The organism is Blautia sp. An46 (assembly GCF_002161645.1).
In the GTDB taxonomy this organism is placed as follows: Bacteria; Bacillota; Clostridia; order Lachnospirales; family Lachnospiraceae; genus Blautia; species Blautia ornithocaccae.
In genome coordinates this window covers 1-26,213 of sequence record NZ_NFIF01000002.1, presented here as the reverse complement: position 1 = coordinate 26,213, position 26,213 = coordinate 1, and the positions used below count along the sequence as shown (strand labels likewise).

Annotated in this window: 22 protein-coding genes; 1 reads left to right on the top strand and 21 read right to left on the bottom strand. The window is 43.6% G+C overall.

All coding sequences use genetic code 11. From position 1 onward, the window contains the following. Positions 1 to 36: 36 nt before the first annotated feature. From B5G00_RS02000 to B5G00_RS01970, 7 genes are all read right to left on the bottom strand, one after another. A complete protein-coding gene (locus tag B5G00_RS02000) occupies positions 37 to 2,061 on the bottom strand; it encodes a HelD family protein (RefSeq protein WP_087267748.1) in 2,025 nt (674 codons plus the stop codon). A 241-nt stretch (positions 2,062 to 2,302) separates the two neighbouring features. Continuing rightward, on the bottom strand, positions 2,303 to 3,319 hold the full coding sequence (locus B5G00_RS01995; protein WP_087267746.1) for an aldo/keto reductase: 1,017 nt from the start codon (positions 3,317 to 3,319) through the stop codon (positions 2,303 to 2,305). A 21-nt stretch (positions 3,320 to 3,340) separates the two neighbouring features. Continuing rightward, on the bottom strand, positions 3,341 to 3,643 hold the full coding sequence (locus B5G00_RS01990; protein ID WP_087267744.1) for a Dabb family protein: 303 nt from the start codon (positions 3,641 to 3,643) through the stop codon (positions 3,341 to 3,343). A gap of 108 nt (positions 3,644 to 3,751) precedes the next feature. Further along, positions 3,752 to 4,771 (bottom strand): sugar kinase, encoded by a 1,020-nt coding sequence (locus B5G00_RS01985; protein WP_087267741.1) that lies wholly within the window; start codon positions 4,769 to 4,771, stop codon positions 3,752 to 3,754. 1 nt (position 4,772) lies between these two features. Next, entirely contained in the window at positions 4,773 to 9,158 is a 4,386-nt protein-coding gene (locus tag B5G00_RS01980; RefSeq protein ID WP_087267738.1) for an acyl-CoA dehydratase activase, read from the bottom strand. 250 nt (positions 9,159 to 9,408) lie between these two features. Then, a complete protein-coding gene (locus B5G00_RS01975; protein WP_087267735.1) occupies positions 9,409 to 9,759 on the bottom strand; it encodes a DUF2200 domain-containing protein in 351 nt (116 codons plus the stop codon). Between the two features lie 100 nt (positions 9,760 to 9,859). Continuing rightward, on the bottom strand, positions 9,860 to 10,732 hold the full coding sequence (locus B5G00_RS01970; RefSeq protein ID WP_087267732.1) for an AraC family transcriptional regulator: 873 nt from the start codon (positions 10,730 to 10,732) through the stop codon (positions 9,860 to 9,862). 169 nt (positions 10,733 to 10,901) lie between these two features. On the opposite strand from B5G00_RS01970, the gene B5G00_RS01965 reads away from it, so the two are divergent. Next, positions 10,902 to 12,158 (top strand): uroporphyrinogen decarboxylase family protein, encoded by a 1,257-nt coding sequence (locus tag B5G00_RS01965; RefSeq protein ID WP_087267727.1) that lies wholly within the window; start codon positions 10,902 to 10,904, stop codon positions 12,156 to 12,158. A gap of 68 nt (positions 12,159 to 12,226) precedes the next feature. Here the strand turns inward: B5G00_RS01965 and B5G00_RS01960 are convergent, their stop codons facing one another. The 14 genes from B5G00_RS01960 to B5G00_RS01890 form a co-directional block, all read right to left on the bottom strand. Then, positions 12,227 to 12,583: a molecular chaperone Hsp90 gene (locus B5G00_RS01960; RefSeq protein WP_087267724.1), complete on the bottom strand. Its 357-nt coding sequence runs from the start codon at positions 12,581 to 12,583 to the stop codon at positions 12,227 to 12,229. Between the two features lie 125 nt (positions 12,584 to 12,708). Next, positions 12,709 to 13,539 (bottom strand): TrmH family RNA methyltransferase, encoded by an 831-nt coding sequence (locus B5G00_RS01955; protein WP_087267721.1) that lies wholly within the window; start codon positions 13,537 to 13,539, stop codon positions 12,709 to 12,711. 39 nt (positions 13,540 to 13,578) lie between these two features. Next, complete coding sequence (bcp, locus tag B5G00_RS01950) at positions 13,579 to 14,031, bottom strand: thioredoxin-dependent thiol peroxidase (protein WP_087267718.1); 453 nt, start codon at positions 14,029 to 14,031, stop codon at positions 13,579 to 13,581. A 78-nt stretch (positions 14,032 to 14,109) separates the two neighbouring features. After that, positions 14,110 to 14,667: a hypothetical protein gene (locus B5G00_RS01945; RefSeq protein ID WP_087267715.1), complete on the bottom strand. Its 558-nt coding sequence runs from the start codon at positions 14,665 to 14,667 to the stop codon at positions 14,110 to 14,112. 16 nt (positions 14,668 to 14,683) lie between these two features. Further along, positions 14,684 to 16,015, bottom strand: coding sequence for a citrate/2-methylcitrate synthase (locus B5G00_RS01940; RefSeq protein WP_087267712.1), 1,332 nt, complete (start codon positions 16,013 to 16,015; stop codon positions 14,684 to 14,686). A 95-nt stretch (positions 16,016 to 16,110) separates the two neighbouring features. Continuing rightward, positions 16,111 to 16,542, bottom strand: coding sequence for a MarR family winged helix-turn-helix transcriptional regulator (locus B5G00_RS01935; protein WP_087267710.1), 432 nt, complete (start codon positions 16,540 to 16,542; stop codon positions 16,111 to 16,113). Positions 16,543 to 16,644: 102 nt separating this feature from the next. Beyond that, a complete protein-coding gene (locus B5G00_RS01930) occupies positions 16,645 to 17,028 on the bottom strand; it encodes a DUF5655 domain-containing protein (RefSeq protein WP_087267707.1) in 384 nt (127 codons plus the stop codon). A gap of 124 nt (positions 17,029 to 17,152) precedes the next feature. Beyond that, positions 17,153 to 17,560 carry an RNHCP domain-containing protein gene (locus tag B5G00_RS01925; RefSeq protein WP_087267704.1) on the bottom strand — a complete coding sequence of 136 codons (408 nt, stop codon included), beginning with the start codon at positions 17,558 to 17,560 and terminating at the stop codon, positions 17,153 to 17,155. After that, the gene (locus B5G00_RS01920) at positions 17,544 to 17,933 is read right to left on the bottom strand and encodes an RNHCP domain-containing protein (protein ID WP_162613467.1); all 390 of its coding nucleotides are present in this window, start codon (positions 17,931 to 17,933) and stop codon (positions 17,544 to 17,546) included. The genes B5G00_RS01925 and B5G00_RS01920 overlap by 17 nt, the downstream gene beginning before the upstream one ends. Before the next feature lie 769 nt (positions 17,934 to 18,702). Further along, positions 18,703 to 20,688 (bottom strand): ABC transporter ATP-binding protein, encoded by a 1,986-nt coding sequence (locus B5G00_RS01915; RefSeq protein ID WP_087267698.1) that lies wholly within the window; start codon positions 20,686 to 20,688, stop codon positions 18,703 to 18,705. Beyond that, positions 20,627 to 22,372, bottom strand: a complete 1,746-nt coding sequence (locus B5G00_RS01910; RefSeq protein ID WP_087267695.1) for an ABC transporter ATP-binding protein — start codon at positions 22,370 to 22,372, stop codon at positions 20,627 to 20,629. Before B5G00_RS01910 ends, B5G00_RS01915 begins: the two co-directional genes overlap by 62 nt. 75 nt (positions 22,373 to 22,447) lie before the next feature. Then, positions 22,448 to 24,397, bottom strand: coding sequence for an AAA family ATPase (locus B5G00_RS01905; RefSeq protein ID WP_087267692.1), 1,950 nt, complete (start codon positions 24,395 to 24,397; stop codon positions 22,448 to 22,450). Positions 24,398 to 24,497: 100 nt separating this feature from the next. Then, entirely contained in the window at positions 24,498 to 24,998 is a 501-nt protein-coding gene (locus B5G00_RS01900) for a hypothetical protein (protein WP_087267689.1), read from the bottom strand. A gap of 315 nt (positions 24,999 to 25,313) precedes the next feature. After that, positions 25,314 to 26,066: a type II CAAX endopeptidase family protein gene (locus tag B5G00_RS01890; RefSeq protein ID WP_158095866.1), complete on the bottom strand. Its 753-nt coding sequence runs from the start codon at positions 26,064 to 26,066 to the stop codon at positions 25,314 to 25,316. Positions 26,067 to 26,213: the final 147 nt, after the last annotated feature.

The following is a 26,213-nucleotide window of genomic DNA, read 5'->3' as shown; positions in this document are numbered from 1 at the left end:
TTCTCCTTACGGATAGGATTGCCCAAATTTATGATTTTATAAACATTCGTAAACATACAATTCATGAAGTGCCCGGGTGGCACAGATATACTCTGCCTGGATCAGCAGAGGCGTCTTCTTCTTTCTGGCCAGCACAAATACCTGATCGAACTCCAGGCCTTTTGCCAGATAAAAGGTGGTAACGGTCAATCCTTTTTTAAAAGAAGAACTGTTTCTGTCCACATAAAAGGCCGGGATTTCTTTTTCCCTCAGATCCTTATAAACCTCCAGGGCTTCTTCCTCGCTCATTGTCAGCAGAGCGGCTGTCTCATAGCCCTTGGAACCCAGGGCCAGATTTTTGAAAATTTCCTCCACAGCCTCCTCTTTTCCATCCAGTTTTTTCTCCTCCACTTCTTTCCCGTGGCGCTGAAAGATCTCCATATCCCGAATACCTGCAGTCCTATTGGCATATTCAGCAATCTCCACTGTATTCCGGTAGCTTTTGTTCAGGATGATCTTCTGCATATCCTTTCCGAAAATCCCCGGCAGAAATTCCAGAACATCGTGGTTCCGTTCCTCCATGGTCTGGGCCCGGTCTCCCAATATGGTCATTCTGCAGTTAAACATCTGCCGTAGGATCAGATACTGGAGATAGGAATAATCCTGCATCTCATCTATGACCAGATGTTTGATATTTCTATGATCCCGGACCCTGCAGAGTTTGTACTTCAGATACAAAAGAGGATATACATCCTCGTAGGCCAGCACCCGCTTTTCCTGGGGGACATCAGGAAGCATGGGATAGCCGTTTTCTTCCAGAAATTTATTATAGATCTTATATAAGTCCCTGGTCACATAAAGTTTCTGAAATTTTTTGGCGATAGTATCCAGATCTTCTTCTGAAAGAGTACAGTCATGAAAAGTTTCATATTCGTCTATAAAATATTCCATAACTGCATCCATCCTGGACAAAAGAGGAATATCCTGAAACTTAAAGTAAAACAGATGAATCAGTTCATTTTCCGTAAGTTTTAATCCTCTGAACTCCACTTCTTTAAAGGCCATCAGCTCGTCTTCCAGTAATGCAAGAAATCCCTCCGCCTGAGACACAAAAGTCTCTGACTGTTTTTCTTCCAGCCTTCTTTTCTCTTCCTTCGTCAGTCCCTGTAATTCCAGCTCTATCTGATCATACCGGTCATGACAGTCTCTGATCGCATCCCGCAGTTCACGGTAAGCAAAAAGATCAAAACTCATTTCCTGGATATTTTCTTCTCCCAGTTCCGGAAGGATATGGGAAATATAGTCTGAAAACACACTGTTTGGAGACAGGATCAAAATATCCGACGATTTCAGATTTTTCCGATCATGGTACAGCAGATATGCGATCCGATGAAGCGCAATAGAAGTTTTCCCGGATCCTGCTGCTCCCTGGATCACCATTATCCGGTCTTTCGTATTCCGGATAATGGCATTTTGCTCTTTCTGAATGGTCCGGACAATGTTTTTCAGCTGCACATCTCCATTGCCGCCCAATTCTGCCTTCAGGATCTCGTCATCAATCTTCATATCACTTTGAAATTCGTAAATCATCCGGCCACCCCGGATCTTATACTGCCATTTAGAGGTAATCTCCCCTTCCATAAGACCGAGAGGGGCCTCATAGGAAGCAGGTCCCTTGTCAAAATCATAAAACAAACCGCTTACCGGCGCCCGCCAGTCATAAATCAGGGGCATGTGTCCTGCTTTCTGAGAAAAATTTCCGATTCCTATATAAAACTTTTCTGACTCCTCCTCCCCCTCATAGCGAAAATCTACTCTTCCGAAAAAAGGAGAATCCAGCATTTTCTCCAGCCTGTGAAGATAAGCCTGCTGCTCCTGGTTTGCATTGACCTGATGGAGAAGTGCCTGCTGGTTATCGAAATCCTCATAGCCGTACTGGTCCATCTCTGTATAGTTTTCCCAGTAATACTCATGCATCCCCTCAATATCTTTCTGTCCCTGGAGAATGGATTCTCTCACTTCTCCAATCCTCTCCTTCAGTTGTCCGGTTACTTTATCTAAATATCTTTTTCCTTCACTCATGTATTCACCTTCTGTTGCCGTCAAATCTATTACAAATGAAACCATACCCTCGTGTACAAGGGCCCAAACGCCTCTGCGTATCTGTTTATTATATCCTATTTTCGTAAGATTTCCAACCTCATGTTATTCCTTTGCCCTGTTATGGCAAAAAAAGTTCTCCCTGTCTGTCCTGGGAGAACTTTTCTTATGCTCACAGCGAGGCATCCCCTCACTTATGTACCTGTAAACCCACTATCTGTCTTTAATCTAAAAATGTTTTATAGTCCTCGTAGTTTTTCGCCAGCAGTTCCGGTGTATTCAGACTATAAGGGCATTTCTTCATGCATTGACCGCAGTGCTTGCATTCCTCTATTTTTTTCATTTTTTCCTGCCATTCTGCAGACAGCCAGGAAGCCTGAGGAGATCTTCTCAGCAGCAGTCCCATTCTGGCACAGTTGTTGATCTCAATCCCCGCAGGACAGGGCATACAATATCCGCAGCCTCTGCAGAAGTCTCCTGAAAGTTCCTTTCTGTCTTTTTCCATTACTTCTTTCAGCTCCCCTGTTAGGCTTGGCGGACAGACCTGGTAAGATAAGAATTCATCCAGCTCGCTTTCTCTTTGTATTCCCCAGATAGGAGCCACATGGTCAAACTGGGCCTGTGCCATAAAAGCGTATGCGCAGGCGGAATTCTGGATCAGTCCTCCTGACAAGGCCTTCATAGCGATGAATCCCATATCTGCTTTTTTACAAGCGTCAACCAGTTCCAAATCAGTTTCTGCAGCCAGATAAGAAAATGGAAACTGAAGAGTTTCATAAAGTCCTGACTCTATCGCTTCTTTTGCCAGGGGAATCCGATGGTTGGTAATACCGATATGTCTGATCTTTCCCTGACGCTTTGCCTCCAGGGCTGCTTCGTAAAGTCCTGTACCATCTCCAGGTCTGGGACAGAAATCCGGATTGTGAAACTGATAGATGTCAATATAATCTGTCTGGAGCATCCGAAGACTTTCCTCCAAATCCTTCTTTAATCCCTCTCCGGTTTTAGCGGCAGTCTTGGTGCTGATGATCAGTTTATCCCTTATATAGGAAAATGCAGCTCCTATCTTTTCCTCGCTGTCTGTATAAGCTCTTGCCGTATCAAAATAATTGATTCCGTTATAGAATGCTTTCTGCAGGATATAAACTGCTTCTGCCTTGGTGATCCGCTGGATTGGCAGCGCTCCAAAGCCGTTTTTGTTTACTTCAATCCCTGTTTTTCCTAAAATGACTTTATCCATGATGTCTCCCTTCCGGAAATCTTAGTCTTCATAATCCAGACATGCTCTCTCAGTAGTATAAGGCCGTACATAGGTATCTGCCACCTTTACATGTTCAGGATGAGAACCGTATACCTTAATGTCCTCTGCTTTTTCCAGAGTCGTTACCAATGCCATATCATGGGTAGCAGAAGGAAGAGGCTCTGAAACAAAGTCTACAGTAAGAAGCCCTGGCACCTTGCCTACCAGGCTTTTCAGATTTTCTGCCATTGCTTTCTTTAATTCTGGTTTTTTGCTCTCCTCAACTTCTGGTTTAAATTTCCACATTACAATATGATGTACCATATGTATTCTCTCCTATCTTTTTGACTTTTCTATTATTTTAATATAAAGGAAAGGGGCCTGTCAATAAACCTGTTTCCTGGTTTATCCAGTCCCCTGTTATAATCTTTCTTATCTTTGCAGGTTTGTATCCCCGGATTTCATGATCTTCAGGATATCTGCCTCATTCACCACATTAAAATCGTGCTGGATCATCAATTTCAATACACTGGCTGTAATAGAAAAATCTATGGTTTTCTGTGGAGAAAAGCCACGGGCCAGACTGTGGAGCAGACCTCCTGCAAAGGCATCTCCGGCTCCCACAGCTTCCAGGCTGTGAACCCTGTGAACCGGGCTTTCATAGAATTTCCCGTCTTTCAAATAAATTCCCATCCAGTCTCCGTCTTCCACAGTCCTCATATTCCGGAGAACGCTGGCCACTGCCCTGCAGTTGGGATACTGGCGAAGGATTTCCTCCATTCCCTGCTTATAAGTATGGATTTGGTCAATCCCGTGGGCCATGTCCCCATCAAAGGCATGAATACCCAAAGCAGACTCAAAGTCTTCATCGTTAGCAATACACAGCGTCACATAATTCATCAATTCCTTCATAACCTTCTGAGCCTTCTGGGTACTCCACATTTTTCCCCGGTAATTCAGATCGCAGACCACTTCAATAGAATGGGCCTTACAGTATTTTACAGCCTCCAGCACCGCCTTTTCAATATTCTCACTTACCGCAGGCGTAACTCCGGAAAAATAAAAAATATCCACATCCTTTAAAAGCTCTTCCCAGTGAAACTCTTCCGTACCAGCCTGGGCAAAGGAACTGTATGCCCGGTCATAGACTACATTGGTAGGTCGGATATTGGTGCCTTTCTCAAAATAATAGATTCCAAGACGCTCTCCGCCTTTCAGGATTTTTGAAGTATCCACTCCAAAGCGGCGGATCTCATTATGGGCGGCCAGTCCTACTGGATTATCCGGCAATTTTGTCACAAAATCTACAGGATCTTCCATCATGGCAAGAGACACGGCTACGTTCGCCTCCGCTCCTCCATAGCTGGCCTCAAAATCCTGAGCCTGAAGAATCCTTAAGTTCTCCGGGGTCTTCAGCCGCAGCATAATTTCTCCAAAAGTCAGTATCTTCATATCAGCTGTCCTCCTGTTTATTTCGAAAACTCATGATCAACATCTGCAGACGATTCTCAATATTTGCAAAACTCACATCTGGATCATAATCCAAAGGCAGTATGCTGGCATCTGGATACAGTTCCTTTAATTTCTTTATAATTCCCCGGCCTACCACATGATTCGGCAGGCAGCCAAATGGCTGAAGGATTATAAAGGCCCTGCATCCATTTTTAGCATGGTGAAGGATTTCTCCTGGAATCAGGACTCCCTCTCCTGCATCAAAAGTATGGTGGATAATAGGATCGCTGTCCTTTACCAGATCCTGCATACGGCAGGCCGGCGTGTAAAGAGGACTCTTCCTGGCAATCTTATCTGTCACATCATGGGCCAGGTTAAAAGCCACATCTGCTGTCCGCAGCCATACTTTCTGAGGAACTGGTTTATCCAGATGATATTCCCGGATCTGGGCATCCTGATAGAAATAAGTCTTTCTGATAACATCTGTCATTCTGGCCTCAATAATCTCGAATCCGTTCTTTTCCAGATAAGCTTCAATATCATGGTTTGCCCCCGGATGGAAATTCAGCAGATATTCACCTACGATCAGTACTCTGGGTTTAGGATGAGACCGGTCATATTCTACCTGATTCATAATGTCTATAGCTTTCTCAAAGCCATGTCTGGCTCCCATTATCCCATGTTTTTCCAGACCATCTATTACCTGGTCCAAAGCTTTTTCAAAAGCCTTATCTGCACTTCCCGGAACTTTCTCATAAGGCCGTATCTTCCGCAGAAGCTCCTCAAGGACATCAATCATAGGCATGGCGAATGCAATCCTGACAGAAGTGAGGAGATTCATTCGGAATCCGGGATGAAGGTTATGAGAATCTTTGTCATCATTGGTCAGTATCGGTACATGGGAATATCCCGCATCATCCAGAGCTTTCCTTAAAAGAGCGCTGTAATGGGTAAGGCGGCAGTCTCCCACATATTTCGCCATAGCGATAGCCACTTCTTTGTCATCATACTTTCCGCTTTTCAATGCAGCTAATGCTTCTCCGATAACAATCTGGGCAGGGAAACAGATATCATTATGTACATATTGTTTTCCCAGACGGATTGCCTCTTCTCTTCCCAGCTCCAGAGGTTCTGTGCGGATTCCCTGTCCGGCAAAAGCTGCAGCCATCACCCTGCTGAAGGCATGAGAGGTATTTGGAATCAGCGCTATTTTTTCTTTTCTGGACGTTTTCGTATATTTTACAGGATAAGGATCCGGCAGTTCATGAACTGTCAGCTTCTTTCTTCTGTTCCTCTGCATAGCCACCGTCTCTGTGAAAGAACGGATACGGATACGGAGAGGTCCCTGTATATCGCTCTCATCCAGCTTCAGGATCAGCGGCGTTTTTCCCGAAATATCTTTCATCAGACGGATGATCTCATCAGAAAGATAGGCATCATGGCCGCAGCCAAAGCTTACGATCTGCACATATTCCAGATAGTCTTTTTCTGCTGTCAAAATAGCAGAGGAAAGCATTCTGGCATGAAAATTATTTACAACATCCAGCCGGCTTTTCTTTAATTCTCCATGGTCTGCTCCTGGGAGAGAATCTGCGGTGAGCACAGGGATTCCCATTTTCGTAAACATATCCGGCAAGTCATGATTTACCAACGCGTCATTCTGATAAGGTCTGGAAGCCAGAACTACCGCATAGGTTCCTTTTTCCTGAACCATCCGGCACACTTCTTCTCCTGCATGCAGAAGTTCCTGACGGAAAGATGTCTGAGCTTCATCTCCTGCCTCTATGGCCTTTCGCGTCTGTTCCGGTGATATCTGGAAAGTCTCCTCCATATACTTTGTCAGCTGTCTTTCCCGATCACCATAAGTATACCAGTGGAATAATGGCGCATCAAAAGGTATATTCCAACGTTTTTCAGGGTTATCTGAATTTCTGACAACAATAGGATACCCCTTTACCACTGCACACATAGACTGGCTGGTGTCCTCTGTATTCTCTGATTCTACCGTTGTAATGGAGGGCATAAAAATCCTGTCTACTCCGCTTTTAGCCAGACTGCGGATATGTCCGTGGACAAGTTTGGCCGGAAAGCATACCGTATCTGAAGTCACCGCAGACAGCCCTTCTTCATATATCTTCCTTGTACTGGCAGGAGATACTTTGACTTTGAATCCCAGGGCTTTCCAAAAAGTTCCCCAGAACGGCATAGTCTCCCAGAAAGAAAGGACTCTTGGAATTCCAATGGTAATCTCTCTGTTTGTTTCAGGTTCCGGGTAAGGATATTTTTTCATAAGAAGCTCTTCCCGGAGTTTAAAAAGATTTGGCACCTCTTTCAGCGCCTGCTTTTTCTCCCTGATTTTCGCCTGAACCTCTTTGTCCTTAGGGTCTCCCAGAACCTCTCCTCTCTCACAGCGGTTATTGGTGATCCAGGAGTTTCCATTAGAAAAACGGACAATGGTTCTTTTACAATGGTTGGTACAGAAGGGACAGGGAGAATTAGATTCCTGGGTATAAGAAAAGTCATCCATTGCTTCAAGGCCGATAAACGTTTTCTTCTCCCCCTGTTCATGAAATCTTTCCTTTGTAATCAATGCTGCCCCGATAGCTCCCATGATTCCCGGATATGGGGCTCTTACCACATTCCGCCCCAGATACTGTTCCATGGCCCTCAGCACTGCATCATTCTGAAAAGTTCCTCCCTGAACAACGATCTTGTTCCCCAGACTGTCCAGGTTAGAAACACGGATCACCTTCGTAAATACATTTTCTATAATAGAACGGCAAAGACCTGCCATAATGTCTCCAGGCAGTCTGCCATTTCGCTGTTCGGTGATGATGCTGCTGTTCATAAACACCGTACACCGGCTGCCCAATTCTGCAGGATTCTCCGATGCAAATGCGGCTTCAGCGATTTTCCCCACCGGAATATGCAGCGATGCTGCAAAATTCTCCAGAAAAGAACCGCATCCCGAGGAGCATGCTTCGTTGAGCACAATGTTGGTGATAATTCCATTATCCAGCCAGATGGCCTTCATATCCTGTCCGCCAATATCCAGTATAAATGTAGCGTTCTCTACATACTTTCTGGCTGCCCGGGCGTGAGCTACCGTTTCTACCACATGGCATTCTGTCTCAAAGGCTTTTGAAAAAAGCTGTTCTCCATATCCAGTAGTGCCGGCGGCGATAATATCCAGTTGTACTCCTTTTTCTTTATACTTTTCTCTCATGGAAATCAGCGCGTCTTTGGCTACCAGGAGTGGGTCACCCTCGTTAGGCGCATAAAAGGAATCCAGGATATTTTCCTCTTCATCCATAAGCACAAATTTTGTGGTAGTGCTTCCGGAATCAATTCCCAGATAGACATGAAGAGTCTCCCCTTCCTGAAGTTCAGGTGTTGCTATGGCCGGAAGCTTATGGCGCTCTATAAATTCCCTGTACTCTTTTTTTTCAACAAAAAAAGGCCTTCCTTTCTTACCCACTGAAAGCTCTTTTCTGTGTTTGATCTCTCCCAGCCTGTCTTCCAGTTCTTCAATTCTGTAAATTTCTTTTCGATCCTGAAACATGGTGTTCAAGGAAAGAGCTGCACCGTAAGCAATAATGATCTCCGGTCTTTCAGGTCGGATGATCTCGTCCCGGGTCAGGTTCAGCCTCTGGGCAAAAACCTGGATAAGCACAGGATTAAAAGTCATAGGACCGCCTTCAAAGGCTACTGGTTTCTCAATATCCAGCCCCTGGGCCAGTCCTCCGATTGTCTGTTTTGCAATGGCATGGAAAGCAGAAAGAGCCAGGTCAGATTTTGCGATTCCCTGGTTAAGCAGCGGCTGAATATCCGTCTTGGCATATACGCCGCATCTTCCGGAAATATCATAAACGCAGGAGCCCTTTTGAGCCAGGGCATTAAACTGCTCCACAGGAACCTTAACAATCGATGCTACCTCGTCAATAAAAGCGCCGGTACCTCCTGCACAGCTTCCGTTCATACGCATATCAGAAACCGCAAGATTCCCGTCTTCCTGGTTTCTTCGGAAAAAAATAATTTTCGCATCCTGTCCGCCAAGCTCTATGGCAGTTCTGACATTTGGATATTTCTCGCACAAAACCACAGAGTTGGCTACAACTTCCTGGATAAAAGGAACATTCAGAGCCTCTGCCACAGGCTTTGCCCCTGACCCGGTCATAGCCACACGTACCGGTCTGTCATGAAACTGTTCTTTCAGACGTCCCAAAGCAGCCTGAACGCTCTGCACCTGACTGGAATTATGTCTCTTATAACTGGAATATAGTATTTCTTTGCTGTCCTTATCTGCTGCAACCAGCTTCGTAGTGGTAGAGCCTACATCAATCCCCACAAGAAGCTCCGGCTGCCTGTTTTCTTTTTCTGGAATCATTACTAACACTCCCTATATCTTTTGTTACATATAATGAGGTAAGGGTTCAAAAGTAATTTGCCCCTATGATACCGCCTTTTGTTTTTGGCATCATATAATTTAATCCATAGTATATTAGTTTACCAGATTATGGACAGAAATGTAAGATACTTTTATTTATTATTAATAATACTTTTTTATTGCTTATATTCTTCATCTCTCCTGCATAGTTACCGCAACAAAGTCACCTGGGACTTTTACGCATCCTTTTTTATTTCCTCAATATTTTTTCCATGCTCTTTCCTTTTGCCAGTTCATCCACCAGTTTATCCAGATATCGTATTTTCTGCATAAGCGGGTCCTCTATCTCTTCTACCCGCACACCGCATACCACTCCTTTTATCAAAGCTGCATTGGGATTTATACAGGGCGCCTCTTCAAAGAACGTCTTCAAGTCCACATTTTTCTTGATCTGGCCTTCCAGCTCTTCCCGGCTATACCCGGTAAGCCAGGAAACAATCTCATCCACTTCTTCTTTAGTCCGATTCTTTCTCTCTGCCTTTTGAATATACAGAGGATAAACTTTCGCAAAACTCATGGAAAAAATTTTATGAGCTTCCATGGGTCTTCCTCCCTTCCGTTATTACTTTGCCTGGCGACATTATATCACAAAGCAACGAGCTGAGTGAATATTTAAGATTGTTAAAATCATCTGGAATACTTTACATTTTTCGAAAGCCGGAAGAGTCAAAATATTTTCTGTAAGAAGCAGGTGTAAAGTCCATTTCCTTTTTAAAAGCCCGTATAAAATGAGAGGCTCCTGAATAACCGCATCTGGCGCCGATATCTTCTATGGACAGCCGGGTTTCCATGATCAGTTCCGTAGCTTTCCTAATCCTGAGAGCTGTAAGATATTGATGAGGAGACTGTCCTGTCTGCTTTCGGAAGATTCTTGAAAAATGATACTTACTTAAAGATACATTATCTGCAATATTTTCCACGGTTATCCCATCCTTATAATGTTCCTGCATGTAACTGACCGCTTGAATGACAGCAGGGTCCATAGAAACCGGTTCGTTCTCAGCCAGGATTCCAAGAAGATTATGGAGCAGATAAGAAAGTCTGTGCTCTTCCGGCTGAGTTTTAGACAATTCTTCCAGAATTTCGGCAAACACAACACCCGTACCAGATTTATGGCCAAAAAGGGGGCCTGTTCTCTCATAAAGCAATTCTAGATATTCCTGGGAACAGTTGCCGGTAAAATGAAAAAATTGAAAGGAAACTTGTTCTTTCGCATAGTAGCAATGATATTTCATACAATCGAGAAGGACAATATCTCCTTCTTGGGCTATAAAAATCTGCTCTTCATATTGGAAATAAAGTCTGCCTGAAAGAATACGAAAAGCCAGAAAAAGTTTTAGCCCTTCCCTTTGTATCTGATAAGGTGGAGCGCACGTGTATTCGCCTCCCCACAATACGGAGAACAGATATCTCCGTGCAAAATCTGAAGGTGCGTAAAAATAAAGCCCCTTTTTGCTCAAAATTCCCTGTTCATTGGGTATGACAACTTTTTTCTCTATTTCTTCCAATTCCATATCCTTCCTCCATGGGTAGTTCTAACATAGCACAAAATGTATATTAACAGGCAAATTTCAACAGTGCCAGACTGGTTTTTTTGTTATATTATACATTATATCAGAAAAAATCAAAGTTTAAAATTAAAGCACAAAATTATTATAATATACCGTAGAAAGGAGTATGTTTATGACATCAAAAGAAAGAGTTCTGGCAGCCTTCGCCCACAAAGAGCCAGACAAAGTACCTGTAGATTTTGGGGGCATGAGCTGTTCCATGATCAACGCTTCTGTATTAAACAGTCTAAGGGACTACTATGGGCTGGAATATCGTCCTCCAAAGATTAATGATATGTCTACCATGACTGCCTATGTAGAGCCTGACCTTGCAGACTGTCTGGGCTGTGATATACAACAGCTTTACAATTATGGAGATACTTATGGACATACGAATACAGATTGGAAGGAATGGGTTTATCAGGGAATTCCTGTGCTGATTCCTGCTGATGCCTCTGTGACTGACGATGGTCAGGGAGGCTATTACGTATATCCTAAAGGAGATACATCCTGTCCTCCCTCTGGGCATATGACTGCAAATGGCTACTATTTTGACAATCTCACGCGTTCCCCGGAATTTGATGAAGACCATGCAGATCCAGCAGATAATGTGGAGGATTATATGCTGGTCTCCGATGTTCAGATTTCCTATCACAAAAAAGTTCTGGATAGCGTAAAGAATAACCAAAGGGCCATACAGGTGGCACCAGGTTATTTTGGTCTGGGAGATGCCAATAATATTCCCGGTCCAAATTTAAAAAATCCAAAAGGTATCCGAAGCATTGAGGAATGGTATACTGCACCCCTTCTCTATCCGGAATACGTAAAAGAAATTTTTGAGCAGGGTACAGATATCGTAATTGAGAATCTAAAAAAATATTGGGATTCTTTTGGCAGTGATATTGACATAATGTATATCTGTGGTACAGATTTCGGTACCCAGAAAGGGCCTTTAATTAACCCGGAAATTTTTAAAGAACTCTATATGCCTTATTATAAAAAGGTAAATAACTGGGTCCATGAAAATACTACCTGGAAAACCCTAAAACATTGCTGTGGAGGGATTTTTCCTATCCTGCCATATCTCATTGAAGGGGGATTTGATGCCATTAATCCAGTTCAATGCTCTGCTGAAGGAATGGAGCCAAAAAGGCTGAAGGAAACTTATGGAAAAGACATTCTTTTCTGGGGTGGGGGCGTGGACACTCAAAAGGTACTTCCCTTCGGAAAACCAGAGGATGTTCGGGAACAGGTATTAGAACGTCTGGACATATTTTCTAAAGATGGCGGATATATTTTCAATACTATCCATAATATTCAGGCAAACGTTCCTATTGAAAATATTGCGGCCATGATTGAGGCCATCAAAGAATTTAACGGAGATAAATAGTTAAAAAACACCGCTGTTATCCCGGGTATGCCTGGGTATAACAACGGTGTTTCTCTGTCTAAAAAAACTTATAGCATCTGGTCTTTCTTTTCCAGAATTGCCTCTGCAGCCGCGCATGCAGGGCAGTCGCAGTATTTGGCTCCTGCCGCTTTAATTTCCTTTCCGTGGGCCTCTATCTGTTTTGCCTTCTCTGCTCCGAACACCTTAGCTCCTGCTTCTGATCCTGCAAAAGCAATCAGACCATCTACAGGCATAATGTCCATTTCCAGCTCTGCAATCAGTTTTTTCGTCTGCTCCGCTTCCTGGTCTGTTCCTGCTGCCTTCAGCCAGTTTTCACAGGCCGTCTTTGCCTCTGCACAGCAGGAAGGAGCACTCATCAGCTCTTTTACTTTTTCACTTACATACTCTCTTACGCTCTGTTCCATAATACGCATCCTTTCTTCTTATATACTTATATATCAACAGGCATTGTTCCAGGCGCCATGCCCTTCCCCGCCTGCTGCAGACATTTTTCCTGGTGTTCCATAGCATCATAGAAACGAAGCTTTTCCTAGTCCGGCCTTCTCCCTAACTGCCAAAATGCCACAGCGCTTGCTGCTGCTACATTTAAAGAGTCCACGTTATGAGACATGGGAATCTTTACTGTATAATCACAGTCTGCAATAGTAGAGGAAATTAGTCCATCACCTTCTGTTCCCAAAACTACTGCCAGTTTTTCTTCCCTCATAAGTGCCGGATCATCAATACTCACTGAGTCTTCCCTGAGAGCCATAGCTGCTGTCTTAAATCCCATTTTACGAAGGAGGGAAATTCCCGGTTCCGGCCAGGAAAAGTCCCCCTCAAGAAAAGTCCATGGAACCTGAAAAACTGTTCCCATACTGACTCTGGCGGCTCTCCGGTATAAAGGATTGCTGCATCCGCTGGTCAGGAGCACTGCATCCATATACAGAGCTGCGGCAGAACGGAAAATTGCCCCTACATTTGTAGGGTTTACTACATTTTCCAATATAACGATCCTCTTTGCTTCTCTGCATATTTCCTCTGGATTTGGAAGTTTTGGCCGCCTCATCGCACATAGCATACCTCTGGTAAGTTTGAATCCGGTAAGCTGGGTCAGCACGTCAAATTCCGCTGTATATACAGGAATCTGAGAACATCTCTCCAAAATTTCTCTGGCCTGGGTTTCCAGATGCCGTTTTTCCACAAGAAAAGAAAGTGGAACGCAGCCTCCATTTAAAGCCCGCTCTATGACTTTAGGACTTTCTGCAATGAAAATCCCCTTTTCCGGTTCATGACGGTTCAAAAGCTGGTTCTCCGTCAGCCTGGCATAAACATCCAGTTCAGGAGCGTTGAAATCTTTTATTTCCATAATCTGTAACATCATAACTTTCCAACGGCGCTGTGATGATCAAAATCCTTCTTACAGCTCATTCAGCATCTGAGCCGGATTGTCTGCCGCCTTTACCTTTCCGAAAGCTTTCTGGATCACGCCTTCTTCATCGATCAGATAGGTGGTGCGCACCACTCCCATGGTCTTCTTTCCATACATATTTTTCTCTTTCCAAACATCATAGGCCTGGATGCAGGTAAGATCCGGATCTGACAATAAAGTAAAGGGCAGATGATATTTTTCTTCAAATTTCTTATGGGAAGCTACACTGTCCTTGCTTACCCCGATCACTACCGCACCTTTTTCTAAAAACTGAGGATAAAGTTCCCCGAAGCCGCAAGCCTGCTTTGTGCAGCCGGCAGTATTGTCTTTTGGATAGAAGTAAAGAATTACCTTCTTCCCTTTATATTCCTCCAGCCTGTGTATATCGCCATTCTGGTCCGGCAGTTCAAAAGCCGGCGCCTTGGTTCCGATTTCCAGCATAATTTATCCTCCTCATAGTATCATGTTCTTGCTCATTATAACCTGCTTTTCCTATAATAGCAATGGAATCTCTTCCGTCTAGGATAATTTCTGCTTACGGATTTTGATCTGCTTTTTCTGATATTCTCTGTATTCTTTTAGCTCTCTGTGCAGCTCTTTCCTCAGCTCCCGCCTGGACATGCCCTGATATTTTTCTTTTACCCGCTCTTTCATGCGTTTTGGTTTTTCTGTTTCAATATCTTTTAAGATCCACTCTACAGCTTCCTCTGGGGTAATTTTGTTTTTTTCCATGACATATCTGGTATAGAGATTTAATATATGATATCCTCTTTCATCCAGGTCACTTACCGCAGCCCGGGCAGCTTTCAGTTCCCGGCTTCCTCCGGTGATCAAAATCATATGATTTCTGTTTTTATCTGCAACGATCTTCCATATGATGTGAGAAACTCCATAAGGCAGCTTCCCGTTTTCACTTTCAAAGATCAGTCCCACTCTGGCCCCGGTGGTATATACCAGGCTCTGATCCTGATAATCCGAAATTTTCCTGCATTCTACATTTTCATACTGGCCGAATTTTTCTGCGCAATTTATGCAGCTGTTTTTCCTGTCATCATAAAAAATAACGAACTTGTCCAAAGACCTTCCACCTTTCTTATTCTTTTTCTTCCATTACACTCATATAAGCCGGACGTATGATCTTGTCCATATCAATGAGTTCCTCGATCCTGTGGGCGCTCCAGCCCACGATCCTTGCCACGGCAAATAAAGGCGTATAAAGCTCCTGCGGGATTCCAAGCATGTCATAGACAAATCCACTGTAGAAATCTACATTTGGGCTGACCCCTTTATAAATATGCCGTTTTTCTGCGATAATCTCCGGCGCCAGTTTTTCGATGGCCTGATACAGATTCATATCCTCTTCCCGGTCTTTTTCCACAGCAAGCTTTTCTACATACTCTTTCAGTATTCTTTCCCGGGGATCTGAAACAGAATAAACTGCATGGCCCATACCGTAGATCAGACCTTTTTTGTCAAAGACTTCCTTGTCCAGGATCTTTCCCAGATAATTTTTTATCATGTCCATATCCTTCCAGTCTGACACATTTTCCCGGATATTCTCCACCATCTCCATTACTTTGATATTGGCTCCTCCATGCTTAGGCCCCTTCAGAGAAGACATGGCAGCTGCCACAGCAGAATAGATATCCGAGCCTGAGGAAGTCACTACCCTTGTAGTAAAGGTGGAATTGTTTCCTCCTCCGTGTTCCATGTGAAGGATCAGCGCAACATCCAGCACCTTAGCCTCCAGTTCTGTGTAAGAAGCATCGGGGCGCAGAATCCGCAGGAAGTTCTCGGCAGTAGACAGTTTTGGATCCGGGCGGTGGATATACATACTGCCGTTATTGTCATAATGGTTATAGGCATGATAGCCGTATACCGCCAGCAGAGGGAATTCTGCGATCAACTGAACCGCCTGACGGATATTGTCTTCCAGGGTATTCGCCTGTATACCGCTGTCATAAGCGGCCAGGGTCAGGATACTTCTCGTCATGGTATTCATAATATCCTTTGTAGGAGCCTTCATGATCACATCTCTGGTGAAGTTCTGGGGCAGTTCTCTGGCTTCTCCTAAAATTTCAGAAAAACGCTCTGTTTCCTGGCTGTCCGGATACTCTCCGAATAGTAAAAGATATGCGATTTTTTCAAATCCATACTCTTCTTTTGAAATTGAACGAATCAATGTGTGAATATTATAGCCCCTGTACCATAATTCCCCGTCACAGGGAACTTTCTTTCCATCCTGGTCTTTAAAAGAGACAATTTTAGAAATCCTCGTAAGCCCTGTCAGGACCCCTTTTCCGTTTTTATCGCGAAGCCCGCAGTTTACCCCGTATTTTTCATACAGATTTTTGGGGATTTTATCATTTGAAATACAGGTTTCCTGTTTGCTCTGTGCATAAACACTCAGTTTATTCTGATCCATTTGCCTATCTCCTTTCAGTTATTTATAAATATTTTATTTTTAAACTATTTACTTAAAAAAGATAGGGGTGTCGGTAAAACATCCCTTTCTTTTTCTTACAAAAATTTACTGATATTATGGTTCATTTTCTGTGCTACCGCAGCCAGTGTCTTTTTTTCCTCTTCCGTCACTCCGTCAAATACGATATTCCTGATCTTTCGGTAAATTTCTTCAAGCTTTACAATGATAATCTGAGCGTCCTCTGTCAGATAATTATGGGTACATCTTCTGTCCTCCAGATCCTGCTCCATTCTTACGTATCCTTTTTTCTGGAGCCGGCTCAGAGACTGGGAAATATGTCCTCTTGTAAACATATTCATCTTCATGATATCTTTAGACGTATTCAGTTCCTTTGCATGTTTCAGATAGATCAAAATCTGCATATCGATTTTCTGCAGTCCATAGGTTGTTTCAATAGGAGCCATCTCCTTTTCCATCAGTCTACGGAATTGCATCCCATATAACAGAGTATCAAGTGAATAATTCATGGTTTCCTCTAATTTATTTTAATTATAAATATTTTACTATTAAAGTATATATCCTGTCACACTTCTGTGTCAAGAGTTTTTCCCTATCTGTTCCCGGGCTTTCTATCTCTTCTTGGTCTCCGCAAAAACCGCTGCCTCTTTTATCCAGCCCATCAGTTCTTCATCAACTTCCCCTTTTTCATGAATCACGACATGATGAGTCCACCGGTTTGGATAAGGCTCTGTGGCAATATCGATCCTGGGAGATTCTTCCCTATGCTCCAGACCAAAGGTCACAACCATATAAGGGTCCGGAAGCTGAGCCGCTTTCCGCACCCTGGCAAAAGATACACAGGCAAAAAGACGTTTCTTATAAAAGGTGATCTGGGTTTTCTGGACTTTCACCGTTACATTGTCAATTTCTCTTTGGATCGCTTCTTCCAGCTTTTCATACAGAGGAAGGGCCCCCTGATGTTTTTCAAAAAATAAAAATATATTTGTATCCATACCATATGCTCCCATACCTTTTTCTATATCCTATCACATCTTTCCTGGTCTGTCCTGTGCTTTTATCTTTTTTTATCTTCAGGCCCTTCCCCTCGGTTCCTGCCTGGAAAAGGGCCTGAAACATTTATTCCATAGTAGCAGTCATTTCCCGGACATCCGCTCTGGAAATCCCGAAACTTCCGAAGGGGCGCATGGCCAGTGCTATAAGCTTCATAGGGTTGTCGTCAGCCGCCACACGGTTTGAACCGATCTTACCGCACTTTATGCATCTGTGGATGATGGCCCATTCCCCGTTTTTCCTGACCCATACCCCGATAGGCTCCATCCGTCCATGACACCGTGACTCCCGGTCACCAGGCTCATTATCCAGGTGAATGCTGTAAAGGCAGTTAGGGCAGTGATTCCTGTGGTTGCTGCCGGCACCTGCTGACACTACCGGCCAGCCGCATACTTTGCAGATAAAAGAATCTGTACAGGGATGTGTCTTATAATATTTCTTGTCATATTTTCGCTTCTTATTTTCTCTGTTCATGGAATTTTCCTCCTATCTCTCCATGACCGCCCATCATCCTTGTCAGTTCTTCCATCCGTTCCACCGGGAAAGGCGGGGAAGATAAAGGCTTTGAGGCAATAGACAGTACTTTGATCAGATTATCTCTCTCGTTCATTCTGGCAGATATCATTTCTCCACAGAAACTGCATCTTGAAATAATTTCCCATTGATCATCTTCTCTGATCCAGACGCTGACTGGCTCCAGTATGCCCCCGCATGGATTTCCCTCCCTGTCTGTCTCATGGATACCTGACAGACAGTTAGGACAATGTTCCAGATGTTCTTTCTCCGGTTCTTCAAAAGAAGTCCAGCCGCAGTTCGGGCATTGATATCTTTTCCTGTTTTCTTTCATAGAACTTATCCTCATAAATCAAAATTACATTTCATGTGTCAATTAAAGTTATTGATAAGAACAGATCCGAAATTTTTTGCACAAAAGAAAACGGATAACCCTTTTACTCTGAGTTATCCGCACATACCTATCCTGCGTTTCCTTATTCCTGGAGGCAGCAATCCAAACAAGCATACAAGCAGATCTATTTGGAAACTGCCCCAAGGGCCTTAAACTTAATTCCAAATGAACCTGTAAATTTTCTGTATCACAAAAAAACTGCCTGAAAGCTCAAAGCCAGCCTGATGAATCTATCCGCAAATAGGTACAACAAAAAAACCCATCGTAATCATATAGATGAGAACCGATTTATTGTCCTTACCATTAGCGAATAGCCGACATCAAGCCACCTCCCTTACATTTGCTTTTTTTATGATAGCACAAAGGATTCTTCCGGGCAAGTCCTAATTTTTACTTTTCCATTGTATCCATCATACTCCGCTTTATCTTTGCCTTTCCTGAAGTTCTGAGATAAAATACCTTTATTCTATTACAAAGGAGAATACTCTATGACACCATCAGAAAAAATTTATTTCATGAAATTTCGATTCATTATCAGCCTCAACTGGTGCAGATTGTCTGTGATCAAAATCTAAAGGACTATCTCCGGGAAAAAGGCAACGTTTCCGCTGCGGGGAAACGGAAGTTGACAGCAACCGGTGGATCTGGGATAAACTGGCTCCATATAAATCCATTATTTACGGAGCTCTCGGGGACCGGGCATAGCGTTTTACTCCAGTTCAAAAGCTCCCGTATACAACTGATAATACTGTCCTTTCTTTTCCAGCAGCTCCTGGTGATTTCCTTTCTCGATGATCCGCCCGTGATCCAGTACAATGATCACATCGGAATTTTTCACCGTGGACAGACGGTGAGCAATAACAAAAACAGTCCTTCCCTTCATCAGGGCGTCCATTCCCCGCTGTACGATAGCCTCTGTACGGGTATCAATAGAAGAAGTAGCCTCATCCAGGATCATGACCGGCGGGTCTGCCACAGCCGCTCTGGCAATGGACAGAAGCTGCCGCTGTCCCTGGGACAGGTTTGCGCCATTTTCTGTGAGAAGGGTATCATAGCCTTCCGGAAGCCTGGTGATAAAATCATCCGCTCCCGCCAGCTTTGCTGCGGCAATGCACTCTTCATCTGCAGCGTCCAGTTTTCCATACCGGATATTCTCCATCACCGAACCGGTGAACAGATTGGTATCCTGAAGTACAATCCCCAGGGAACGGCGGAGATCGCTTTTCCTGATCTTGTTAATGTTAATCCCGTCATAGCGGATCTTGCCGTCAGCGATATCGTAAAAACGGTTGAGCAGGTTTGTGATAGTCGTTTTGCCTGCGCCGGTGGCTCCTACAAAAGCTACCTTCTGCCCCGGTTTCGCATAGAGAGAAATATCATGAAGTACGGTCTTTCCAGGTTCATATCCAAAGTCTACCTTATGCAGCCTCACGTCCCCCTCCAGTTTGGTATAAGTTACTGTGCCGGCTTCCCGATGGGGATGTTTCCAGGCCCACAGTCCGGTCCGCTCCTTGGATTCCTCAAATAGCACTTCTCCCTCTCCGGATTGCTGATCATCTGCCCCCGCCTGACTCTTGCAGGATTTTTCCCGGACATTGACCAAAGTCACATACCCCTGATCCTGTTCTGACTCCTGATCCAGCAGGCTGAAGATCCTTTCTGTGCCGGCGATTCCCATAACTACCGCATTCACCTGATGGGATACCTGGCCGATATTTCCTGCAAATTGTTTCGTCATGTTCAGGAAGGGCACTACAATACTGATTCCAATGGGAATACCGGATATACTCACATTTTGGACGTTCAGAGTAAGAAGAAGCCCTCCTGTAATAGCTACCAATACATAAAGGATATTTCCGATATTATTCAAAATAGGGCCCAGTATATTAGCATACTGGTTTGCCTTTCTGGATTCTTCAAAAAGGACATCATTATAACGGTCAAAGTCTGCTTCACTTTCTTCTTCGTGGCAGAAAACTTTGATGACTTTCTGTCCGTACATCATTTCTTCTACAAAGCCTTCCACTTTTCCCAGGGCATTCTGCTGCTTAATGAAAAATTTCGCCGAACCGCCCCCTACCTTCTTGATGAGTACAGTCATTACCGCTACCCCAAGGACCACTACTAGGGTCAGCCAGAGACAATAATACACCATGATCCCGAAGATGGTAAGCACCGTTACGCCGGATATAAGAAGGTGGGGAAAGCTCTGGGAGATCATCTGGCGGAGCGTGTCGATATCATTGGTATAATAACTCATAATATCCCCGTGATCATTGGTATCAAAATATTTAACGGGAAGGCGCTGCATTTTTCCAAACATCTTTTCCCGCATTTTTTTCAGCGTTCCCTGGGTCATAATCGCCATCAGCTGATTAAAAGTAAAGCCTGCTGCCAGAGAGAGAATATAAAAAACTGCCAGTATAGAAACCAGTCTCAGGATCTGGCCGCCCACTGCGCCCCAGTCTCCTTTCTGCCAGTTCTTCTCAATAACAGCGATAATATTCTGCATAAAGACAGAGGGTATAGAACTTACCACTGCATTAAATACTATGCAGGCAATCGTTGCCGGCAGCATAACCGGGTAAAAACCCAGCATGGTTTTCAACAGTCTTACAATCGTATTTTTCTTTTTATTCTCCAAGCTGGTTTCCCTCCTTATTCTGGGAGGTATAGATCTCCCTGTATATTTCATTGGACGCCAGCAGCTCCTTATGAGTTCCTATGGCATTGATCTCTCCGCCCTCCATCACAATGATCCGGTCTGCGTCCTCTACAGAAGCTGTCCGCTGGGCGATAATGATCTTGGTGGTCTCCGGGATGTAATCTTTCATTGCCTTCCGGATCCTGGCGTCTGTCCTGGTATCCACCGCACTGGTGGAGTCATCCAGAATCAGGATTTTGGGCTTTTTCAGAAGAGCTCTGGCAATACAGAGCCGCTGCTTCTGGCCGCCGGATACATTGGCTCCGCCCTGTTCTATGTAAGTGTCGTATCCATCAGGGAACTGGGAAATAAACTCATCGGCACAGGCCATCTTACAGGCCTGGACCAGTTCCTCGTCTGTAGCCTCCTTATTCCCCCAGCGGAGATTTTCCCGGATCGTCCCGGAAAAAAGAATATTTTTCTGGAGAACCACCGCTACCTGATTCCGCAGAGTATCCAGGTCATAATCTCTTACGTCCACCCCTCCTACCTTCACAGCTCCTTCCGTCACATCATACAGGCGGGAGATCAGCTGGATCAGGGAAGATTTGGAAGAGCCTGTGCCTCCGATAATGCCAATGGTCTCTCCGGAACGGATATCCAGATCAATGTTCTTTAAAACCCGCCGCTTTGCCTCCTTTGAATACTTAAAGCTCACATGTTCAAAGGAGATGGAGCCATCTTTCACTTCATATACAGGGGCTTCCGGATTGGATAAAGAACTTTTTTCCTCCAGCACTTCTGCGATTCTCTTTCCTGATTCCACAGCCATTGTGATCATGACAAACACCATGGACAGCATCATCAGACTGTTCAACATCATAAAACTATAGGTCAGCAACGCAGAAAGCTGTCCCACATCCAGATCCAGCCCTCTGGAGGTAATGATAGTGTAAGAGCCGAAAGACAGCACAAAGGTCATAACTGTATAGATGCAGAACTGCATCAGAGGATTATTCAGGGCAAGGATACGCTCTGCCCTGGTAAAATCTGTACATACGTCCTCAGCCGCCCGGTTAAACTTTTCCTGCTCGTAGTCTTCCCGGACAAAAGACTTCACCACCCGCATGGCTTTGATGTTCTCCTGAATAGAGCTGTTCAGCCTGTCATATTTTTTAAACACTTTCCGGAAGAGGGGCATAGTCTTATAAATAACCAGTGACAGACCAAAGGCCAGCACGGGAACCACGAAAAGAAAGATCCACGCCATCCTGCCGCCCATGACAAATGCCATCACAAAAGCAAAGATCAGCATCAGCGGCGAGCGGATCGCTGTCCGGATGATCATCATATAAGCATTCTGTACATTGGTGATATCTGTAGTCATCCTTGTGACCAGAGAAGAGGTCATAAACTTATCAATATTCTCAAAAGAATATCCCTGGATACTGTAGAACATATCCTTCCGCAGATTTCTCGCCAGGCCGCAGGAGGCTGTGGCACAGGTGGATCCGGCCAGACCTCCGAACAAAAGGGACAACATGGCCATACAGACCAGAATCCCTCCATACCCCAGGATCACCCCCATATCGCAGCCGCCTTTCACTTCATTGACCAGCCGCGCAATGATAAAAGGAATGGTACATTCCATCAGCACTTCCCCGCTTACCAGCAGAGGCGTGGCAATGGAAGCTCTTTTGTATTCCCTGATACTTTTCGCCAGTTGTCTTACCATTTTTCTTTTCCTTTCTGTAAAAAAAGAGCAGTGGTATCCGCCGGACTTACGTGATAACACTGCTCGCTTCTTTCATTATATTCTTCTCTTATCTGGAAAGTCAATCTGCTTTTCCCACTTTACTGCCGCCTCCTTTCCCCGGTGAGCGAGGCCCACATACCAGACCTGACCGGTCATGTCTGCACTGTAATTTTTCTCCTTGATCTGTCCGATAGCTTTCAGCGCCAGGTCTTCCAGGTTCTCCGACTTATCTCTGGTATATTTAAATTCCAGGATCATACTGGGACATCCCCATTTTCTGGAATACAGCAGGATATCTCCTCTTCCTCTGCCACTCTCCCGATTGCTTCTCACCTGGTAAGTTCCACGCAGAAAAACACACATCCCCAGCCTCATCATATGGTAGCTGTTTTCGTCTTTCAGATTGTAATAAGAGGGAATTTCCAGCAGGATCCTTTTATATTCTCGGGAAAAGCGCTCCATATCTCCTGTCTGGAGATAATACAGCATTTTGTCTATTTTTCCCTCCTCCACCTGTAAATAAGAGGCCGTCAAATCCTGAAATCCTTTCCAAACTTCCAGATTCGGTACCCGGACTTTATACAGATCTTCCCGGATCTCCTCCTCTATGGTCACCATACCTGCGTTCAGCAGAAGTCCCCAGAAAGCCGTCTCATTCTGGTTTTCGTAATAAGCCCCTGCCGCATCTGCATTCACTGTAACCTGGCCCCGTTCCAGCAGCTCCTCATAGGACTGGAAAAAAAGCTGTCCCTGTTCACGAAGGGCATTCTTCAAAATACTGTTTTCACTGGTATTGACCCAGTAAGACTCCAGTTTTTTTCTGGCCCCGTAACAGGATATGGACCAGGGATTATAAAGTTCCGTATCCCCTATTTTGTAGCCATCGTACATTTCCTTTACCTGCCCGGAAAACTCCGCTTCACAGTAATCCAGAAGTTCTCGTACTTCTTCCTCTGTAAAACCAAAGCAATCCTTATATTCCGGGTCTTTTACAGTACATACCATCAGATTATTCAGACCGGAAAAAATGTTCTCCTTTGCCACTCTCTGAACACCGGTAAGCATGGCTTTTTCCAGGGAAGAGTTTCCTTTCAGTGAAAAGCTCAACATCCCTGAAAGAATTTCTCTTACCTGTCCATAATATCCTCTGGAATTTGCATACATAAAAGGCGTATCATATTCGTCCAGAAGGAGGAACACTTTCTTTCCATAGTATTCTTCCAGAATACCGCACAAATCCTTAAGTCCATGGCAAAGACAGCTCCTTTGCTCCTCAGCCCCCTGTTTTTCACTAAGGGACCGGTAATTCTGAAAAAACATCTCTTTCTTTCTCTGGGACAGTTTGCCGCTTTTTGTCAGATCCATGTATCTGTCATATTCCTCCAGAAAAAGATCTGAAAGCTGTCTTATCATTTCCTGGGAATTCTCTGCCTTTACATTCAAAAAGGAGAGAAAAATCACCGGATATTGATTTATCCAGTCCGCATATACGCTTTTCTCAATCTTTGTTTCCGCAAACAGCCGGGCAGAGTTTCTGGTACAGTCCAGAAATTCTCTGAGCATAGTCATATTCAGGGTCTTGCCAAACCGTCTTGGTCTTGTCACCAAAGTCGCCTGATACCAGGAATCCAGAAATTCCTCAATAAACTGTGTTTTATCTACATAATAGGCATTTCTTTCACGAAGAAAGCGGAAGTCCTGAACGCCAATGGCAAGCCGCTTTTTCTTTGCAGAATAATCATAGGTTCCCTCCGGTTCGCACATCAGATCTGCATACTGCACTTCCCGGCCCGGTTCTCCCTTGCTTCTCCCGAAAAGTTCGTCTAAAGTACATCCCAAAACATCGCTGATATGCTCCAGGGTTTCCAGATCCGGTGATCGGTTGCCTCTTTCATAATTCGTATAAGTAGAACGTGATATCCCCAGCTTTTCTGCCATCTGGGCCTGGGTATATCCCCGCAGATTCCGAACTCTTGTCAGGTATTCATAAAATCTGGTTTTCATAGCGAAAATCACTTCCCTGCTTTTTCTCTATTATAGCCCAGGATGTTTCAAATCGCAACATTAATATACTTATTATATTCTGACTTCGGAAATGGGATTTCTATTTTCTCCGTTTTGCGTAAACATTACTGTTTACCTGCCATTCCCCGTTTTCCAGAACTGTTACATTCTGCCAATGGAAAGTTTCTGCCTGTATATCAGAAAAGATCCATTTCTGGAAGGGATCATCCAGGACTGTTCCTATCAGTTTTCCACCGTCTTGTACAAAACGAAGACGAGTCATATACTTTTCGCAGGTATATGTCATATCATAACATTTTTCCTTGGCATTAAACATTCGGATCGCCATTCCATATTCTCCATCTGGCTGGGGATCCGACTTCATAGTTTCCCTGGAAGGACATATAAACAGATCCTCAATTCCTGCACCATTCCAAACCCTCCGGAAGATCCACTCTCCTTTTACACTTCTGAGAGCATCTGTATGATAGCCGTCATGATACTCAAAGTCCCAGTCCCCGATCAGCGGAGCAAACCAGTCATACGCATCTGGAATCTTACCTGTTTTCTCACTTAACAAAGCTTCTATAAAACTATCCATAAGAATCTCCTTTCCAACACAGTATCTGCTCAATGTTCAGAACACCTGTTTTTTATCTTTGTTTCCGTTCTGTAAAATCCCAAAAGCAAAAAGATCACGCCTATAGCGATTCCCCGGAAAATATCCGGAGCAATCTCCTGAGCATAATCCCAATGCTCCTGTGCACTTCTGGAAGCTGGCGTATTATATCTGGATCCTGAGATTCTGTCCGTTACCGGGTATTTCTTTAAGAGGAAACGCACAGACACCTTGTTCGGTACACCTCCTGGAATGCCACCGGTTCAAATTATCTGCTCTACAACTTAGGATTTGCTATTATCTTATATATCTTTTATTTATATTTAAAATTAGTATTGATACTATTATTGTTACAATTAAAGTTATACAACAACTTAACAAACTATAATTAAATACAAATATTGCAGATAACCCATTTATTAAACAATGAGTTAATATACAAGGAAATACACCTTTCGATACCTTTCTTATTGTTGCCAAAGCATAGCATAAGGTTAAACACATTATTCCAAAAAGAAAATAGTTCATATTTGCATTTGCTGTTCCTATTATAAAAAATATTGGTAAATGCCATAACCACCAAATAATAGAAGTAAAGATTGTTGCTATATGAAATCCAAATTTCTTTTCCAATTCAGGTTGTAAAATCATTCTCCATCCAACTTCTTCATTTCCACCACCAAATAACATCATTGGTAAAATTACTATAAGCATAAATATAGGAGCACCAAATTTAAATCCATTTATTGCACACCCCAAAACATAATAAATCAATACAAATAAAATTACTAAAATATAAGTCCAAATATTATGTTTTATATCAAATATCTTTTTTAACCATTCTTTTAAATTCTTAACTTTGTTATTTCTCTTTAGTGATATATAAGAGGCAATAGTTGGAGAGAATCCCCCGATAATGTGCATAATCCTTAAAAATATATTATTTATTGTCAAGTTAAATATTTGACTAATTAAAGCACAACCACCCCAAAATATTAGCATTATAACAAATGTTATTATTAAAAATTCTTTCACTAACTTTTTATTCATAAATACTCCTATCATCTCTACAAATTGTAATTGAACAAAATCGCTGCGCGATGGCCTGCCAAGGCTGTGGCATAGCGATTTTCTGTTTTCTATAACAAAAGCAGTAGAAAGCAAGTCCTAAAAGTAGTATTGTTAAGTCACCACAAC

What these genes read in the sequence shown, in the direction of transcription:
- B5G00_RS02000 (WP_087267748.1), bottom strand. Translation starts at nt 2,061, where the DNA reads ATGAGTGAAGGAAAAAGATATTTAGATAAAGTAACCGGACAACTGAAG.
- B5G00_RS01995 (WP_087267746.1), bottom strand. Translation starts at nt 3,319, where the DNA reads ATGGATAAAGTCATTTTAGGAAAAACAGGGATTGAAGTAAACAAAAAC.
- B5G00_RS01990 (WP_087267744.1), bottom strand. Translation starts at nt 3,643, where the DNA reads ATGGTACATCATATTGTAATGTGGAAATTTAAACCAGAAGTTGAGGAG.
- B5G00_RS01985 (WP_087267741.1), bottom strand. Translation starts at nt 4,771, where the DNA reads ATGAAGATACTGACTTTTGGAGAAATTATGCTGCGGCTGAAGACCCCG.
- B5G00_RS01980 (WP_087267738.1), bottom strand. Translation starts at nt 9,158, where the DNA reads ATGATTCCAGAAAAAGAAAACAGGCAGCCGGAGCTTCTTGTGGGGATT.
- B5G00_RS01975 (WP_087267735.1), bottom strand. Translation starts at nt 9,759, where the DNA reads ATGGAAGCTCATAAAATTTTTTCCATGAGTTTTGCGAAAGTTTATCCT.
- B5G00_RS01970 (WP_087267732.1), bottom strand. Translation starts at nt 10,732, where the DNA reads ATGGAATTGGAAGAAATAGAGAAAAAAGTTGTCATACCCAATGAACAG.
- B5G00_RS01965 (WP_087267727.1), top strand. Translation starts at nt 10,902, where the DNA reads ATGACATCAAAAGAAAGAGTTCTGGCAGCCTTCGCCCACAAAGAGCCA.
- B5G00_RS01960 (WP_087267724.1), bottom strand. Translation starts at nt 12,583, where the DNA reads ATGGAACAGAGCGTAAGAGAGTATGTAAGTGAAAAAGTAAAAGAGCTG.
- B5G00_RS01955 (WP_087267721.1), bottom strand. Translation starts at nt 13,539, where the DNA reads ATGTTACAGATTATGGAAATAAAAGATTTCAACGCTCCTGAACTGGAT.
- bcp (WP_087267718.1), bottom strand. Translation starts at nt 14,031, where the DNA reads ATGCTGGAAATCGGAACCAAGGCGCCGGCTTTTGAACTGCCGGACCAG.
- B5G00_RS01940 (WP_087267712.1), bottom strand. Translation starts at nt 16,015, where the DNA reads ATGGATCAGAATAAACTGAGTGTTTATGCACAGAGCAAACAGGAAACC.
- B5G00_RS01935 (WP_087267710.1), bottom strand. Translation starts at nt 16,542, where the DNA reads ATGAATTATTCACTTGATACTCTGTTATATGGGATGCAATTCCGTAGA.
- B5G00_RS01930 (WP_087267707.1), bottom strand. Translation starts at nt 17,028, where the DNA reads ATGGATACAAATATATTTTTATTTTTTGAAAAACATCAGGGGGCCCTT.
- B5G00_RS01925 (WP_087267704.1), bottom strand. Translation starts at nt 17,560, where the DNA reads ATGAACAGAGAAAATAAGAAGCGAAAATATGACAAGAAATATTATAAG.
- B5G00_RS01920 (WP_162613467.1), bottom strand. Translation starts at nt 17,933, where the DNA reads ATGAAAGAAAACAGGAAAAGATATCAATGCCCGAACTGCGGCTGGACT.
- B5G00_RS01915 (WP_087267698.1), bottom strand. Translation starts at nt 20,688, where the DNA reads ATGAAATATACAGGGAGATCTATACCTCCCAGAATAAGGAGGGAAACC.
- B5G00_RS01910 (WP_087267695.1), bottom strand. Translation starts at nt 22,372, where the DNA reads ATGGTAAGACAACTGGCGAAAAGTATCAGGGAATACAAAAGAGCTTCC.
- B5G00_RS01905 (WP_087267692.1), bottom strand. Translation starts at nt 24,397, where the DNA reads ATGAAAACCAGATTTTATGAATACCTGACAAGAGTTCGGAATCTGCGG.
- B5G00_RS01900 (WP_087267689.1), bottom strand. Translation starts at nt 24,998, where the DNA reads ATGGATAGTTTTATAGAAGCTTTGTTAAGTGAGAAAACAGGTAAGATT.
- B5G00_RS01890 (WP_158095866.1), bottom strand. Translation starts at nt 26,066, where the DNA reads ATGAATAAAAAGTTAGTGAAAGAATTTTTAATAATAACATTTGTTATA.